Source organism: Arthrobacter sp. U41, assembly GCF_007679325.1.
Lineage (GTDB): Bacteria > Actinomycetota > Actinomycetes > Actinomycetales > Micrococcaceae > Arthrobacter.
Genome location: NZ_VEGI01000001.1, coordinates 465,216 through 480,931, shown reverse-complemented (window position 1 = coordinate 480,931; position 15,716 = coordinate 465,216). Strand labels below are relative to the sequence as shown.

Here is a 15,716-nt window from a genome sequence, read left to right as displayed (position 1 = left end):
CAGCCAGGTAGAAAGGCAGGCGGCAGGTAGCCGGCCCGGGCAGCGGCTTAGCCGGCAAAGGTTTTGCCGAGCACTTTGGCGAACATCCCGGGCTCTTGCGCCACTCCGCTGCAGCTGCTGGACGCGTTGCTGCCCGGTTCGCGCGGGCTCGAGGAAGTGCACGCAGTATCCCTGTTGGAGGACCACATGGACATCCGCCCGATCCCGCGTTCCACGGCGAAGCTGTTCAGGCCCTCCGCGTCCGCGAGGGTGAACACCTGGCCCTTCACGTCGTTCTCGCCGATCATGGGCGTGAGCCCCATCCTGTTCCAGAGGGCCGCGGCCTCGAGAGGTTTACCGGCATTCCGATACAGCGCCTCAAGTTGCTGATGGGTGGCCTCGGCCGCGCTCTTGGCCGCGTCGAGCATTGTCTGGCCCGGCGCCAGCGGTCCGAAGTTCATCACCATGATGTTGATGCCGGCGAGTTCCACTCCGGCATCGAGCATGGCGGTGACGGACGTTTCGCCGTCCGGGGTGAGTCCGTCCGTCGACACCGGAAGGGTCAGCCACACCTTCAGCGGATCGCCTGCCGGACGGTCTCCCTGAATGCGCGCGACGGCTTCGGCGCGCCTCGCCGATGCGGAGTGATCCGACAGGCCGTCGCCTTCGACGTCGAAATCCAAAGTATCGAGGCGATACTTTGTGATGACCGCCGTGTAAGCCTGAGCCAGCGCTTTGACGTCGGTGCAGGCTACGGCCAGCTCCGTGGCGAGCTGACCCCCAAAAGCTATCGCGACGTCATTGCCGGCCCCGCGGAAGGATCTCACCTGCCCCTCGAGGGCCAGGCCGGCATCGTCCTGGTCAAGAGTGTAGTAGCCGTCCCAGGATGGTCGGCAGGGCTGCTGCGGATGGGCCCCGATGAATGACAGGACGGCAGTGACGGTACCCTGCGCGGGCAGGTCCTGGAGCCGAAGGTTCGGGGTCAAGGTCACGTCAAGGTAGCCGCCGAACCACTGCTGGGGCGCCGGGCTCTTGCTCATTGCATCCTCCCGGCCGTAGTTCCCCGGAGCCGCGGGAGCGCAGGTCGCCACGGCCATCACGACGGCGGCGGCCGCCAGTAACCTGCTCCAACTGCGGGACACTGGCGACTGTCGTGAACGCATGCATGCTCTCCAATGTTCACCAGCCGGCAGGGTCGCCAGCACTCTGGCGGTTTCCCGGCCGGAAGGCCTGTGGTCACGAAGCGGCCAAACGATCGGAGGTCGCCGGGGCCAGGGGGCCCAGCTTCCCGAGGCCAGCCGGCATCAGGACGCTGTTGGTCCGTTCGGGCCTGTACCAGCCGACCGCGGTGCCCCGTAGTGCCAGGATCATGGAGCCGAACAACACATAGGCGCGGAGGGGTTCGTAAATGAGCCTGTAGATGGGCACCACCAGGAGGTGCGTGGGGCTCTCACCGACCATCACTATCGCCACAATCGAAATGAGCATGTGGGTTGCAATGACGAACAGCGAGAACAGCGCGACGGCCTGCCATTCCCCACGGGCGAGGCTGGTCACCGCGACGACGACCGTTAGGGGCATAAAAACCAGCGGGACAAGTACTGAGATCAGTGCGTACGGCATGGTCAGCAAGCCGAGTGCGCCGAACCGGGGATTGAAGAGCATGTGCCGGTGCTTGTACAGGGTCTGGATATTGCCAAAGGTCCAGCGGAGCCGCTGCTTGAACAATCCCCGGACAGTCATGGGAGCCTCCGTCCATGCGACGGCTGAGTTCTCCTGGACGATGCTGTAACCGAGTTGCTGCAGTGAGAGGGTCAGGTCGGCGTCCTCTGCGAGCGTGTCATGGGAGTAGCCGCCCGCTTTGACGAGTGCGTCCCTCCGCCATGCCGCGCAGGCGCCGGGAACAATCGAGATTGCTCCCATGAGGCCCTCCGCCATTCGGGTGACACAGATGCCGGAGAGATATTCCAGGCCCTGCCAGGCCGTCAGGATATTGCGGCGGTTTCCGACTTTCACCAGTCCGGCAACCGCGCCGACGATCTTCCCGTTCCGTGGTTCCAGGAAATGCCGGGCGAACATCTTGATCGTCTGCGGTTCAAACAGCGTGTCACCGTCGAGGGTGATCACGATGTCGCCGCGGGATTGTTTTATTCCGTGATTACTTGCGGCCGATTTTCCGCCGTTCGCTTGGTCGATGACGCGCAGTTGCGGCCATGTCCGGGCGTAATCGGAAAGAACCGCCAGCGTGCCGTCGGTGGAGCCGTCGTTGATGGCGACGACCTCCATGCGCGGGTAGTCGCTGGCCCTGAGAGCGTCGAGGGTTTTGGCGACAACGAGTTCTTCGTTGAAGACCGGCAGAACGACGCTGACGAAAGGCCACTCCTCGTCTTTGATGTCGGGCCAGAGGCGCTTTTTCTGCCGGCGATTGTTGATCAGTGCCAGGACCACATAAAGGAATGTCAGGATGGTCAGCGAGCCGATGCCGAACCAGAACAACCAGCTGAGCAAAACGTTCGGAGTGACCAAATACGTGGTCATCGCGGCCAACGTCGCATTGTCCTCCACTGCGCCCTTGACGTCGCTTTGGGGTACGAATTCGGTCGGCAGTATGGGTGCGACGGTGGTAAAGGTGTAGCCCTGCGCCTTGGCCATCGGAATAAAGGTCTTGAGCATTTCGATGGTTGCGCTGCGGTCCCCGCCGCCATCGTGCACCAGAACTATATGCCCCTGGCCGTCCAATTTCTCGGGTGTGATCGGAACTCCGGGCGCGTACGCCCAGTCACGCGTATCAAAATCCATATTGATGTGGAGGAACCCCAGCTGCTGCGATTGCAGAAGGGCCAGGGAGTTGTTCCCCGGGTCGCCGGTCGGAATCCGGAACAACCGGGTTGCATAGCTGTCCGAGGCACGCATTACGCGGTCCGCCCCGATGATCTGCTGGCGGTTGAACAGGTCGTCATGGGCCCAGAAATCGATGTGGGACATCGTGTGGTTCCCCACCATATGACCTTCCTGCGTTATGCGGCGGAAGATATCCGGGTACTTGACGACGTTGTCGCCTACCGTGAAGAACGTCGCCGGCACACCCTCACGGGACAGCAAATCCAGGATTTCTGGCGTGTTCCTGGGGTCCGGCCCATCGTCGAACGTCAACATCAACGTGCGGTCTGCCGGTTTCCCAAAAGTTTCCATGGCATACGGGCTATCGCCGATCAGCTCAATCTCATCCGCCGTGGCTTCCCGCCAGATGGTACTGCTGAAGGGATCCTTGAGCAGGACCTTTCCGTCGGCCCGCTCAACGAGCGCGATCCGGTCGAAAGCGAAGCCCCCTTCAGGGCCGATCCGGGGAATATTCTTTAGGTCCGCGGTGGACAACAGCTGGCGCGGATACTCCGCGGACTGGTTTTCCTGACCTTTCCATAAGGGTGCACTGGCGGCAGGGAGAATCCAGACGACAGTGAGGATTACCAACGTCACGCTGGCCACCAGGGCGACAAGAATTCTCCGCCAACGTTTTCCGCTGGGGTCAAAGAAAACCGGGGGTTTCAGGGAAAGAGGGGCTGATTTCGTCATGAATGGGCCTCGCCAGGGAATCGTTTTTCTGAAGTCCTGACCTGAATCAGGGAGTGGGCGCCAACGCTGGTTCCCGGCGTCTAAGGCCGGCAGCGGCGTTCAATTTGCAGGAGGAGAAATCGGCGCTCATCTGATCTCTCTCCTTAGGCCGCACGAGCCGCCCGTGGACCGGCGTACTCCTTATGTCTCCGAGGTTAGGAGCGCCGGATAGGGTCACACACGGGTAAGAAACACCTGCCTTTTTCGGGCGGTTCTACTTGTTTCGCGGACGGACTACGGCGCCCGATGACTTTCGATGCGAGTAAGGGCGGAAGGTACCGGTCCTTTTGGCGGCACCACCGGATGGCTGGGGACACGCGGCGTTCAGCTGCCATACGGAGGGCGATGCGCCATGCGAAAAGGGGCGCCCGTGCCGCGCTTCTGTGCGTTCTTTATCAGGGCGTGGAGAGGCGCGAATGTCACGTTTTCAGGGCGCATTTCGGTCGTGCTTTTTGCCTGGGGCAGGGGATCTGTAGGACGTCCTACTTGCGGCTACCGCGAAAGCCGGGGAGCAAGGTAGCGTTCGACGTACTTGGCAGGTTTTGTGGAGGCGGAGGCAGAATGCGCAGAGGTGTCGGAGTGGCCGCAGGCTTGCTGTCGGTTGTCCTGACCGCCGCCGCATGCCAAGGCTCGCCGTCGCCGTCGCCGTCGCCGTCGCCTTCGCCTGCTCCGTCACAGTCGCCGACTCCCTCGCTGTCGCCGACTCCGTCCTCGACTCCGTCGACGGCGGTACAGACCGCCGATCCCGACACGTTCATCACGGCCTACACGTGGTACGACAACACCCCGCCAGGCTCCCCGAACATCAGTCACCCGGTGCTGCACAAGAAGGCCGGCGGGACCGGAACCTACGCGGATCCGGTGACTATCGCCGTCGGGCATTCCCTGGAGACGGGGAAGGACGTCCTTGATTTCCCCGCCGGTACGCGGATTTACCTTCCCGACGTGCGGCGCTATTTCATCGTCGAGGACACATGCGGGGACGGCCCCGCTCCGGAGGAAGGGCCGTGCCACGCCGGCGCGGACGAACACGGCGATGCGTCCACCTGGCTCGATATGTGGATTGGCGGCGAAGGGGAAAGCGAGTCGTTTGCCAGTGGCTGCACAAAGCAGGTAACCGGCGTGCATGCCGCAGTCTTCGACCCCCCGGACAACTACGTCGTGGCCTCCGGCGAGGGCGTGATCCATGACGGCATGTGCGACAGCGGCTACGGCAACCAACTGGTCACCACGACGCCGGTCCCGTAGTTGCGGGATGAGGTCCGGCAGCCCCGAATTCACCCGCTGGAGAGGTGGCACGACGTCGATTAGCCTCTCCGCGGGCTCCGGGGTAACGTTTAGGTCACCGGTCGGCATACACGCCCAACTGGAGCGTCCTGAACGCTGTTGCGTGTGATAAGTCCCCAGGCGGGAGCGCCTTGCGTTCCGCAGACCGTTACCAACTCCGGGCAGGACATCCCTCTACGGGTCTGCCCTTTTCCGCACTCGCACGAAGAGGCTTTATTTTCCATGCGCAGAAATAGTCTGCTGTCCGCCGGCCTGCTCTCGGTCCTACTCGCCACGTCCGCATGTGGCGCCGCAACCGGCACGCAAAACTCATCCGCACAGTCTTCAGCGTCAGCAGGTGCCGTTGAAGCCAACGCCAGCACCGGGCCGGGCAACGCATCCGGCGAGGTCGGCACTTCCCAGCGGGCCGCGGCTGAGAAGGCCAAGCTTGCCGCAGCAGCTGCCAAGAAGGCCAAGACTGACGAAATCGCCAAGGCTGCCGCCGCGAAGAAGAAGGCCGACGCCGCCAAAAAGGCGGAGGCCGCCGCTGCCGCAGCAGCAGCCCGGAAGGACGCCGCAACGCCGTCGGCATCCCCCGAGGCTCCGGCTCCTGACGCCGTGCCTGTCGCAGTTCCTGCGGATCCGAAGCCCGCGCCGGCACCAGCCGTCCCGTCGTCGTCCTCCGAGCGGGTTGTCACCACCGCGTTCACCTCGGCTTACACCTGGTACGACAACACACCGGCGGGCTCGGCCGCCATCAGCCACCCGATCCTGCACAAAACTGCGGGCGGCACGGGTACCTACAACGACCCCATCACCATCGCCGTGGGCCATTCCCTCGCCACCGGCAAGGACGTACTGGACTTCCCGGCCGGCACACGGATCTACCTTCCGGACGTGCGCCGCTACTTCATCGTTGAGGACACCTGCGGCGACGGCGACGAACCCCAGGGCGGCCCCTGCCACCAGGGCGTCAACGTGTTCGGCACCAACTCGACCATCTGGATCGACATGTGGATCGGCGGACAGAGCCTGAGCTCCCAGGCCGCCGACAACTGCGCCAGCAAGGTGACGGATGTCCACACTGCCGTCTTCAACCCGGCCAGCAACTACGTCGTGGCACCGGGCGCAGGTGTCGTCCATGACGGCAAGTGCGACGCCGGGTATGGCAACACCCTCGTAAAGCAGTAGGCAGAGGGGACTGGCTTCCGGCTGCTGCCGGAGGCCCTGCGGGGGCCGGCGGAACTTCGCCGGCCCCCGTCTTCGTGTTCGGGAGCCGGCGGAGGCCCAAAGACCCTGTTCACCGGGGGCCGTCACGGCAGAATTGAGCGGAGTAGCCGCACGCAGGGGGAGGGTGCCATGTTCCGGTCCGGAAGAGCAGTTTCCGCAGCGTTCTGCGCCGCCGCCCTGCTCGTGGCCTGCACGCCGTCCAGCAGCCCGAATTCCGGGAATGCCTCGCCCGGCTCCTCGCCCAGCGCCTCGCCCAGTGCCTCGGAGCCTGCCCTCAGTCCGTCGGCGGGGGCGTCGCCGGCGGAGCCTGAATGGAAAACCTTCACGACGCCGGACGGCGGGCTGATGTTCGACTATCCGCCGGACTGGACCGTCCAGGACCGGGCTCGTGAGGCGGCGCCCGGCGGAATCTTTGTGGACGTCCTCGACGCGGCCGGGAAATCAATGGCAACGTTGCGGACCAACATCGCGGCCAAAGCAGAATGCACCCAGAAGTATCCCTATGCCTTGATGGACTCGGAAGCGTTGCCGGCCCTGGCGCAGAAAGGCGCGGCGCCAGTCTTTGTGTTCGAGGGCCGCGACGATCACGGATCCCATCCCTCGAAGCCGGCACCGCTGTCCTACGGGATCACTTCCGCGCCGCTGCCCTCCGGGCGCAGCGCCTGCCCCATTTTCCAGTTCTTCGAGTGGCCGCCCGGTGTGGCGGCGTTCAGCGGTGTCTACCACGCCGTCGCCACGGCGCCGGGTGTCACGCCTGATGCGAACACCCCGGAGGCCTACACCGCCACCGAAGAGTACGACGCCATACGGCAGACCATCACTTCGCTCCGCCCCGCGGACTGACAGAGCGGCGCGCCGGACAGAACTGAACACGGACGCCGGACCGGTTCCAATCCTGTGCCTTCGACCACTACATGTAGTGCTCAGTGCCACTGCGGCACCGCGCAGCAGCGGACCGCGACACGCCGTCCAGCGTGCGACACGCGGGGCCGTTAATTGTGGCTAACTACTCCACAGGGTGTGGATTTCGTCCGTGAAAAGGGCTGAAACCCGGACATTTTGAAGCCCCCGGGCTGTGGATTAAAAGTGGGCGGAATGACATACTTGTAATACATCATCTTGGGGTCCGCGCGGGACTCTTGCACTACATGTAGTATCGACATACAGTTCGAGCGGAGCGTTAGCAGACCGCCAGGCGAGGCCAGTAACGGATAAGAATTCCTGTTCCGGGCGGGCCCACCGGACACGAACCAAAGACTTCAACAAAGGGGACAGGGACATGACCGTTACGGTTTACACGAAGCCGGCTTGCGTGCAGTGCAACGCGACCTACCGCGCACTGGACAAGAAGGGCATCACCTACCAGAGCGTCGACATCTCGCAGGACGCGGATGCCCTCGAACGCCTGAAGGCCCTGGGCTACATGCAGGCCCCGGTGGTCGTCACGGACCAGGACCACTGGTCCGGATTCCGTCCCGACAAGATCGAAGAACTGGCGCAGGCTTCCGCCGTCGCCGTGGCCTGAACCGCTTCGACAAAAAACGCACGTCAGATGAGGTGACTTCCATGGCACCGGCAACCGCCGTTACGACGCCGACCGGCGCCCGGTCGGTGGCGGGGGACGACGCCAGGACCACCGGCAGCCACCTCATCTACTTCTCCTCAACCTCCGAGAACACCGCACGCTTCATCAGGAAGCTGGGCATCGACGCCGCCCGGATACCCCTCCACGCGAAGGAACCCGCGCTCGTGGCAACCGAACCCTACGTGCTGGTGCTTCCCACGTACGGAGGTACCGGGGGAGAGGGATCCGTTCCGAAGCAGGTCATCCGCTTCCTGAACGATCCGCGCAACCGGCAGCAGCTCCGGGGAGTGATCGGGGCGGGCAATACGAACTTTGGGGACAACTACTGCATGGCCGGCGACATCATCGCCGCGAAATGCCAGGTCCCGCACCTATATCGATTCGAACTCATGGGGACGCCGGAAGACGTCAGCCGAGTACAACAAGGATTGGAACAATTTTGGACACGACTGTCGCAGACACCGAAGTGACCGGGAGCACCCGTATGGCCAGCCACACCGCCGTCGAGAAGCACACCGTCCCCGGAGAGAAGCCGGCCATGCCGGCCGCCTACCAGGGCCTGGGCTACCACGAGCTCAACGCCATGCTGAACCTTTACGGCCCCAACGGCGAGATCCAGTTCGAGGCCGACCGCGAGGCCGCGCACCAGTACTTCCTGCAGCACGTGAACAACAACACTGTGTTCTTCCACGACCTCGAGGAAAAGCTCGACTACCTCGTCAAGAACGAGTACTACGAGCGTGAGACCCTCGACCAGTACACGATGAACTTCATCCGCGAGCTCTACAACCGCGCCTACAAGAAGAAGTTCCGCTTCGAGACGTTCCTCGGCGCGTTCAAGTTCTACACCTCCTACACGCTGAAGACGTTCGACGGAAAGCGCTTCCTGGAGCGCTACGAGGACCGCGTCTGCATGGTGGCCCTGCACCTGGCCCGCGGCGACGAGAAGCTCGCCACGCAGATGGTCGACGAAATCATCGAGGGCCGCTTCCAGCCGGCCACCCCGACGTTCCTGAACGCCGGCAAGCGCCAGCGCGGCGAGCTGGTCTCCTGCTTCCTGCTCCGCATCGAAGACAACATGGAGTCGATCGGCCGGTCCATCAACTCCGCCCTGCAGCTGTCCAAGCGCGGCGGCGGCGTGGCCTTCGCCCTGACCAACATCCGCGAGGTCGGCGCGCCGATCAAGCAGATCGAGAACCAGTCCTCCGGCGTGATCCCCGTGATGAAGCTCCTCGAGGACAGCTTCTCCTACGCCAACCAGCTCGGTGCCCGCCAGGGTGCCGGAGCTGTGTACCTGCACGCGCACCACCCGGACATCTACCGCTTCCTGGACACCAAGCGCGAGAACGCGGACGAGAAGATCCGCATCAAGACCCTCTCGCTGGGCGTTGTCATCCCGGACATCACGTTCGAGCTGGCCAAGAAGGACGAGGACATGTACCTGTTCTCGCCGTACGACGTCGAAAAGGTCTACGGCATGCCGTTCTCCGACGTCTCGGTCACCGAGAAGTACTACGAGATGGTGGACGATTCCCGGATCAAGAAGACCAAGATCAAGGCGCGCGAGTTCTTCCAGACCCTCGCCGAGATCCAGTTCGAATCCGGCTACCCGTACATCATGTTCGAGGACACGGTGAACCGGGAAAACCCGATCGACGGCAAGATCATCATGTCCAACCTGTGCTCCGAGATCCTCCAGGTCTCCCAGCCCACGACGTACCACGATGACCTGTCCTACGACCAGACCGGCAAGGACATCTCCTGCAACCTGGGTTCGCTGAACATCGCCAAGACCATGGACTCGCCGGACTTCGGCCTGACCATCGAGACGGCCATCCGGTCCCTCTCGGCTGTCTCGGACATGTCCAACATCACCTCGGTGCCTTCGATCGCCCGCGGCAACGACCAGAGCCACGCGATCGGCCTGGGCCAGATGAACCTGCACGGCTACCTGGCCCGCGAGCGGGTGCACTACGGCTCCGAAGAGGGCCTGGACTTCACCAACATCTACTTCTACTCGGTGGTGTTCCACGCGGTCCGCGCTTCCAACCTGCTGGCCATCCAGACCGGCCAGACGTTCGGCGGCTTCGAGAAGTCCAAGTACGCCTCCGGCGAGTTCTTCGACAAGTACACGGGCCGGGAATGGGTCCCGCAGACCGCCAAGGTCGCGGAGCTGTTCAAGAACATCCACATCCCCACGCAGGATGACTGGCGCGAGCTGAAGGCTTCGGTCATGGAGCACGGCATCTACAACCAGAACCTGCAGGCTGTCCCGCCCACCGGCTCGATCTCCTACATCAACAACTCCACCTCCTCGATCCACCCGGTGGCATCCAAGATCGAGATCCGCAAGGAAGGCAAGCTGGGCCGCGTGTACTACCCGGCGCCGTACCTGACGAACGACAACCTGGAGTACTACCAGGACGCGTACGAGATCGGCTACGAGAAGGTCATCGACACCTACGCCGCGGCCACGCAGCACGTGGACCAGGGCCTGTCCCTGACGCTGTTCTTCAAGGACACCGCCACCACGCGCGACATCAACAAGGCCCAGATCTACGCCTGGAAGAAGGGCATCAAAACCATCTACTACATCCGTCTCCGCCAGCTCGCGCTGGAAGGGACCGAGGTGGAAAATTGCGTCTCGTGCATGTTGTGATCAACTGAAATCGGTTGAGTAGGTGAAATGATGGAAACGACGACAGCGACGGGCGGCTTGGTCTACGGCATCCGGCTTCGGCGGGAGGTCGACTACCGCTATGTCGGTATCACCACCAAGACGGCCAGTCGTCGTTTCCATCAGCATCTGCGAGTGGCCGCTGAGGGTCGCAAGACGCCCTTCTACGATTGGCTCCGTAAGCACGATCCGGCAGATCTCATCGCGGACGAGCTGGACTGGATCGAAGGCCTGCCCGAGCTTGGGCAAGCCGAGATCGAGTGGATCAGCTACCTGCGACGCGAAGGGGATCGTCTGCTGAACATTGCGGAGGGCGGTCTGGGGCCGACCGGCGTCGTGTGGACGGAGGAGCAGCGCGAAGCCGCTCGCATCAGGAGCACCGGTCGCAAAGGGCTCAGCAGGCCAGGAGCCGAGAACCCGTTCTACGGCGGGAAACACAGCCTGGAGCAGCGCAGGAAGTGGGCGGAAGCTCGCAAGGGAACTCACGCAGGACTGGAGAACCCGAACTTCGGAAAGTTCGGTGCAGACCACCCAGGGTTCGGCCACTCGATGACCGACGAAGCCCGGACGGCGCTCTCCGAAGCAAGGAAGGGCGCCGGCAACCCGAACTTCGGGAAGAAGGCCAGTGCCGAAACCCGTGCGAAAATGTCAGCAGTACGGAAGGGCCGTCCGATGCCTTCCAGCCAGCGAAACGCCCACACCAGACATCACACCAACAAAGGCATAGAGAAAGCCGACTGCAAGTACTGCGTCGAGGACTCAGCCAAACCAAGTCTCTCTTCAGAAAGCGAGTCGGAGTCATGACAGAAAAAGTAAAGCTTCTAAGCCACGTTGAAGCCATTAACTGGAACCGCATCCAGGATGAGAAGGACGTGGATGTCTGGAACCGCCTGGTTAACAACTTCTGGCTGCCGGAGAAGGTGCCGCTGTCCAACGACGTGCAGTCGTGGGCGACGCTGACCCCGGACGAGCAGCAGCTCACCATGCGCGTGTTCACGGGCCTGACCCTGCTGGACACCATCCAGGGCACCGTCGGAGCCGTTTCGCTGATTCCGGACGCGCTCACCCCGCATGAAGAGGCTGTCTACACGAACATCGCGTTCATGGAGTCCGTGCACGCCAAGAGCTACTCCTCCATCTTCTCCACGCTGGCCTCCACCAAGGAGATCGACGAGGCGTTCCGCTGGTCCACCGAGAACGAGAACCTTCAGAAGAAGGCCCAGATCGTCATGGACTACTACCAGGGCGACGACCCCCTGAAGCGCAAGGTGGCCTCCACGCTGCTGGAGAGCTTCCTGTTCTACTCAGGCTTCTACCTGCCGATGTACTGGTCCTCGCGGGCCAAGCTGACGAACACGGCCGACCTCATCCGCCTCATCATCCGCGACGAGGCAGTCCACGGCTACTACATCGGATACAAGTTCCAGAAGGGCCTGGAGGGCCTGTCCGAGGAGCGCAAGCAGGAAATCAAGGACTACACCTTCGAGCTGCTCTTCGAGCTGTACGAAAACGAAGTCCAATACACGCACGACCTCTACGACTCCGTCGGCCTGGCCGAGGACGTCAAGAAGTTCCTGCACTACAACGCCAACAAGGCGCTGATGAACCTGGGCTACGAGGCCATGTTCCCGGCTTCCGTCACCGACGTGAACCCCGCCATCCTGTCTGCCCTGTCGCCGAACGCTGACGAGAACCACGACTTCTTCTCGGGCTCGGGTTCGTCTTACGTGATTGGCAAGGCTGTTAACACCGAGGATGACGACTGGGACTTCTAATCCCTCTGCTGATTGCCAACCAACTTGGTCCTTTTGACAACCTAGTTGGTCCGGTCGCAACCTTGCTAGGCCGTCGGGTCAATAGGCGGGCCCCGCACGTTCGCGCGTGCGGGGCCCGCCAATTTTCCGTACGTACCCATCCCGGGCCGGGCGGCATGACTCAATTTTGGCGACATAGCTAGCGGCGAGACTTGGATAGAAGTTTCCGGGAACCGAGAATGCGCGGATGGCGACTCATGCCCAGTCGGCGAGATTGTCCGTTTACCGGCATGCCAACGTCGCTGACTGTCAAATGGTCACCGCCACCCACTGACCGATGTACGCGCAGCGGTTCTTCGGCGGCATCCACGTCTCCGGGCCACTGGCCTGCTTTGAAGAGTTGAGAGCGGACGTCTGGGCGCTCAGGCTGCGGCTGTCCCCGAGGTCGTTGTAGAAAGCCACCCGCCGTGCCTGGGACCAGTACCTTGCCCCGGATCCCCAGGCTTCATGAACAGGGACCAGATGGTCAATCTGCACGGTCGACGCGGACGTGTGGACGCGGTTATCCCACGACGTCACCCAGCGTCCCGTGCTGGCGTGCAGCCCCGGCTGGTATAGGACACGGCAGTCCTGGACTCCTGGACTAGGACTTCCTCCTGCGTGTTCTGGCAATCCCCGGTTGGTATCACGCCAGACGCCGGAATAGCGGTCCCGGTCATAGCCCGCGCTGACCTCCGCCGCGATGACGAGTCCGCGCACGGCAGTCCGCAGCGGCGCCTTGGACACGGTTGCCGCTTCGGCCGGAACGGCGGCCTTGAAGGTCTTGTTCTCCAGCTTCAGGAACTTGCCCAGATCGGCCGCCTTGAAGTCGTTTTCGATAATGGCTTCCTGGATCTGTCCGCGAAAGTCAGCCGGGCTTGATGTTCTGGTTGAGAGTGAAGAAGTTCGTCGGGTCGTACTTGCGCTTGAGTGCCTTGAGCCGGTCGTACTTACCGGCCCCGTACGCCTGCCTGACCCGCTCCTCACCCTCTTCCATAAGGAAGTTCACGTAGACGCTGGTGTGGTGGGGCGCGAGGGCGGACCAATAGTCGCGAGCCCATTGGCGCTCAGCGTCGAAGCCATCGGCGGTCTTGCTGTTGCCGTTGATGTTGAAGGTGAACCCTGCCTGGCGGCCATTGAACGCGGTGGCGCCGTCGTCGATCCGCCCCACCGCTCCGCCCATCTGCCACAGGGCAACGCTGGTGACCGGCGAGGTGATGCGCCTGCCGTGTTGGACGACGATGTCGATGACGTCGTCGTCGAGGGCTGCGACGTCACAGGACCGGACGTAGTAGGACCAGCCGTGGGGGAACGACGGATCAAACATCCTCTGATGCTCCAGAAAAGGCTTCGGCCGGCAAAGATCCAGCACAGGCGAACCGAATTCCTTGAGCGGCCGCACGACTCGTTCACCGTCCTCGACCGGTCCCGCGTAGCAGGCGACGACCGCCACGACCAGCTTGCCGACCAGGTCGGGCGGGACGATCGGCAGGGCCGGAGCCCTCCGCTGCACGGCGATCGTCATGAGCTCGTCGGGGCAGTCTGCGATCCAATCGCGGTAAAACCGCAGGACTTCCGGGGCATCCTCCATGGGCCAGAAGACCGGACCTGCCATAACGTACGGGCCCACAGGGTTGAGCTTGAACTCGAATTCGGTGACGATGCCGAAGTTGCCCCCGCCGCCGCGAACTCCCCAGAAGAGGTCGGCGTTCTGATCCTCGCTGGCCCTGACCAGCTCGCCGTTGGCGGTGACCACGTCCACGGACAGCAATTGATCGATGGTGAGCCCGTACTTGCGCATGACCCAACCTATTCCGCCGCCGAGCGTGAGGCCGGCCAGCCCGGTATGGGTGACGATTCCCGAAGGAACGGCGAGGCCGAACTCCTGCGTCTCGCGATCGAGCTCGCCGAGCAGCACTCCGGCCTGAACACGTGCCGTGCGCCCCTCCGGGTCCACTCGGATCCCTTTCATCAGCCCGAGGTCGATGAGCATGCCGTCGTCGCACACTGAAAGCCCAGGGAAGCTGTGACCGCCGCCACGCACGGCGACCAGCAGGTCCTGCGAGCGGGCGAGCCGGACGGCAGCGCGTATGTCTGCGACGCCGGTACATCGGGCTATGAGCGCGGGACGGCGATCAATCGAACCGTTCCACACCTTGCGATGCTCGTCGTAACCGGCATCATCCGGACGGACGAGTTCACCCCGAAAGGATGTCTGTAGTTCATCGACAGCACCGCCGTCGATCACCGTGCCCTGTGCCATTGGACTCACGGACCTCTCTCTACTTCAAGCAGATTCCCACACGTTCGGAGGAAGTCACAAGAGGGTGGAGGTTGCGGGAATTGGGCGCCTATCCGCCGCCGGGGGCGGTGAACACTGTCAGTCTCCCTAGGCCCAGTAGCTGAGCAAACAAACCCTGGTCTGCTCCTTCGAGAGCTGACGAGACCGGCTGCTGATTAACGGCGATCAAAACGACCGTTTCTGACCCGCCCATGGCAAGCCTCCGAAAACGACCCGAATGTGATTCGCAGCGATATGTGGCGGTGTTTTTGCAGCGCTAAACGGCACCCTTGGTGCCCTTTAGCCAATGCTTCACCGGGCAGCTCCGTTGAAACGCGGACCGGAGGCTATGGCATCCAGATCATGGGCAGTTACGGTGGCTCCATGAGGGACAGGATGCTGCTGATCATGTGCGGGACGACAGAGTTCAATGACGCCCTCGATCACTACGAGACGGAAGGCTGGCGCCGTGCGGAAACTGGTCTACGGCATGAATCTGACCCTGGACGGCTACATCGCCGCGGCCGGCGACGACATCGGCTGGGGCGGGCCGAGCGACGAACTGTTCCAGTGGTGGCTCGACCAGGAGCGGGCTAGCAGCCTGTCGCTGTACGGGCGCAAGCTGTGGGAGACAATGAGCTCCTACTGGCCGACCGGCGACCAGCAGCCCAACGCCACCCCGGCGGAGATCGAATTCGCGCGGAACTGGCGGGACACGCCGAAGGTGGTGTTCTCCTCGACGATCGACAAGGTCGACTGGAACACCCGCCTGGTCACCGGCGACGCGATCGCCGAGATCACCCGGCTCAAGGCCGGGGACGGCGGCCTGATGAGCGTCGGCGGCGCAACGCTCGCCGGGGCGGCCATGCGGGCCGGGCTGATCGACGAATACGCGCTAGCCACCCATCCGGTCCTGGTGGGCGGCGGCACTCCGTTCTTCACCTCGCTGGACAGCTGGGTGAACCTGAACCTGGTGGAGACGCGGACGTTTCCCGGCGGCGTGGTCCTGACCAGGTACGAGACGAGGCGATGACCGCAATTGCTCCGCGTGGTCGGGGAAGTACTCCACGGCAGCGAGGACATGGGCCGGATCTACTACGAGCCGGACGGTGATCGTGTCCTTGTCAGCGTTCACGTCAAGCAGGACGACATGGAACAGCGCCGCCACATAGAACGACTTCGTTCGACCTGAGGGCGGAACTGCCGGCCGGCCGTTCAAAAAGCGGTGGCGGACAACAGGATACGGAATAGCGAGGGGAGTACAAAGGACCAACTAATTTGTCCATTTCCCGG

14 protein-coding genes are annotated in these 15,716 nt (G+C 63.0%); 10 read left to right on the top strand and 4 right to left on the bottom strand.

What is annotated here, in order from left to right; translation table 11 throughout:
* Nucleotides 1–47: 47 nt before the first annotated feature.
* Nucleotides 48–1,019 carry a chitinase gene (locus tag FS787_RS02230; protein ID WP_144670663.1) on the bottom strand — a complete coding sequence of 324 codons (972 nt, stop codon included), beginning with the start codon at nucleotides 1,017–1,019 and terminating at the stop codon, nucleotides 48–50.
* A 196-nt stretch (nucleotides 1,020–1,215) separates the two neighbouring features.
* On the bottom strand, nucleotides 1,216–3,552 hold the full coding sequence (locus tag FS787_RS02225) for a bifunctional polysaccharide deacetylase/glycosyltransferase family 2 protein (RefSeq protein WP_144670661.1): 2,337 nt from the start codon (nucleotides 3,550–3,552) through the stop codon (nucleotides 1,216–1,218).
* 618 nt (nucleotides 3,553–4,170) lie between these two features.
* Here FS787_RS02225 and FS787_RS17940 point away from each other — a divergent pair.
* The 8 genes from FS787_RS17940 (at nucleotide 4,171) to nrdF (ending at nucleotide 12,124) form a co-directional block, all read left to right on the top strand.
* Complete coding sequence (locus FS787_RS17940; RefSeq protein WP_186329070.1) at nucleotides 4,171–4,839, top strand: hypothetical protein; 669 nt, start codon at nucleotides 4,171–4,173, stop codon at nucleotides 4,837–4,839.
* Between the two features lie 261 nt (nucleotides 4,840–5,100).
* Nucleotides 5,101–6,048, top strand: a complete 948-nt coding sequence (locus tag FS787_RS02215; RefSeq protein ID WP_144670659.1) for a hypothetical protein — start codon at nucleotides 5,101–5,103, stop codon at nucleotides 6,046–6,048.
* Between the two features lie 168 nt (nucleotides 6,049–6,216).
* Nucleotides 6,217–6,930, top strand: a complete 714-nt coding sequence (locus FS787_RS02210) for a hypothetical protein (protein WP_144670657.1) — start codon at nucleotides 6,217–6,219, stop codon at nucleotides 6,928–6,930.
* Between the two features lie 436 nt (nucleotides 6,931–7,366).
* Nucleotides 7,367–7,612 (top strand): glutaredoxin-like protein NrdH, encoded by a 246-nt coding sequence (nrdH, locus tag FS787_RS02205; RefSeq protein WP_056429759.1) that lies wholly within the window; start codon nucleotides 7,367–7,369, stop codon nucleotides 7,610–7,612.
* A gap of 41 nt (nucleotides 7,613–7,653) precedes the next feature.
* Nucleotides 7,654–8,142: a class Ib ribonucleoside-diphosphate reductase assembly flavoprotein NrdI gene (gene nrdI, locus FS787_RS02200; protein ID WP_144670655.1), complete on the top strand. Its 489-nt coding sequence runs from the start codon at nucleotides 7,654–7,656 to the stop codon at nucleotides 8,140–8,142.
* A 68-nt stretch (nucleotides 8,143–8,210) separates the two neighbouring features.
* Complete coding sequence (nrdE, locus tag FS787_RS02195) at nucleotides 8,211–10,331, top strand: class 1b ribonucleoside-diphosphate reductase subunit alpha (RefSeq protein ID WP_144671856.1); 2,121 nt, start codon at nucleotides 8,211–8,213, stop codon at nucleotides 10,329–10,331.
* Between the two features lie 27 nt (nucleotides 10,332–10,358).
* Nucleotides 10,359–11,153 carry an NUMOD3 domain-containing DNA-binding protein gene (locus FS787_RS02190; protein ID WP_260982355.1) on the top strand — a complete coding sequence of 265 codons (795 nt, stop codon included), beginning with the start codon at nucleotides 10,359–10,361 and terminating at the stop codon, nucleotides 11,151–11,153.
* Nucleotides 11,150–12,124 carry a class 1b ribonucleoside-diphosphate reductase subunit beta gene (gene nrdF, locus FS787_RS02185; protein WP_056429756.1) on the top strand — a complete coding sequence of 325 codons (975 nt, stop codon included), beginning with the start codon at nucleotides 11,150–11,152 and terminating at the stop codon, nucleotides 12,122–12,124. Before FS787_RS02190 ends, nrdF begins: the two co-directional genes overlap by 4 nt.
* A 288-nt stretch (nucleotides 12,125–12,412) precedes the next feature.
* Here nrdF and FS787_RS18070 read toward each other — a convergent pair whose 3' ends face one another.
* Both FS787_RS18070 and FS787_RS02175 read right to left on the bottom strand, forming a co-directional pair.
* Nucleotides 12,413–12,565 carry a hypothetical protein gene (locus FS787_RS18070; RefSeq protein ID WP_260982354.1) on the bottom strand — a complete coding sequence of 51 codons (153 nt, stop codon included), beginning with the start codon at nucleotides 12,563–12,565 and terminating at the stop codon, nucleotides 12,413–12,415.
* 445 nt (nucleotides 12,566–13,010) lie between these two features.
* Nucleotides 13,011–14,405 carry an FAD-binding oxidoreductase gene (locus FS787_RS02175; RefSeq protein ID WP_144671852.1) on the bottom strand — a complete coding sequence of 465 codons (1,395 nt, stop codon included), beginning with the start codon at nucleotides 14,403–14,405 and terminating at the stop codon, nucleotides 13,011–13,013.
* A gap of 487 nt (nucleotides 14,406–14,892) precedes the next feature.
* Between FS787_RS02175 and FS787_RS02170 the strand changes: the two genes are divergently transcribed.
* Both FS787_RS02170 and FS787_RS17935 read left to right on the top strand, forming a co-directional pair.
* A complete protein-coding gene (locus FS787_RS02170) occupies nucleotides 14,893–15,456 on the top strand; it encodes a dihydrofolate reductase family protein (RefSeq protein WP_144670653.1) in 564 nt (187 codons plus the stop codon).
* 15 nt (nucleotides 15,457–15,471) lie between these two features.
* On the top strand, nucleotides 15,472–15,615 hold the full coding sequence (locus tag FS787_RS17935; protein ID WP_186329069.1) for a hypothetical protein: 144 nt from the start codon (nucleotides 15,472–15,474) through the stop codon (nucleotides 15,613–15,615).
* Nucleotides 15,616–15,716 lie beyond the last annotated feature (101 nt).

Bases quoted from the DNA above. Each gene is read 5' to 3' on its own strand.
- nrdI (WP_144670655.1), top strand. From the start codon at position 7,654: ATGGCACCGGCAACCGCCGTTACGACGCCGACCGGCGCCCGGTCGGTG.
- FS787_RS02190 (WP_260982355.1), top strand. From the start codon at position 10,359: ATGATGGAAACGACGACAGCGACGGGCGGCTTGGTCTACGGCATCCGG.
- FS787_RS02210 (WP_144670657.1), top strand. From the start codon at position 6,217: ATGTTCCGGTCCGGAAGAGCAGTTTCCGCAGCGTTCTGCGCCGCCGCC.
- FS787_RS02225 (WP_144670661.1), bottom strand. From the start codon at position 3,552: ATGACGAAATCAGCCCCTCTTTCCCTGAAACCCCCGGTTTTCTTTGAC.
- nrdE (WP_144671856.1), top strand. From the start codon at position 8,211: ATGCCGGCCGCCTACCAGGGCCTGGGCTACCACGAGCTCAACGCCATG.
- FS787_RS02230 (WP_144670663.1), bottom strand. From the start codon at position 1,019: ATGAGCAAGAGCCCGGCGCCCCAGCAGTGGTTCGGCGGCTACCTTGAC.
- nrdF (WP_056429756.1), top strand. From the start codon at position 11,150: ATGACAGAAAAAGTAAAGCTTCTAAGCCACGTTGAAGCCATTAACTGG.
- nrdH (WP_056429759.1), top strand. From the start codon at position 7,367: ATGACCGTTACGGTTTACACGAAGCCGGCTTGCGTGCAGTGCAACGCG.
- FS787_RS02215 (WP_144670659.1), top strand. From the start codon at position 5,101: ATGCGCAGAAATAGTCTGCTGTCCGCCGGCCTGCTCTCGGTCCTACTC.
- FS787_RS02175 (WP_144671852.1), bottom strand. From the start codon at position 14,405: ATGGCACAGGGCACGGTGATCGACGGCGGTGCTGTCGATGAACTACAG.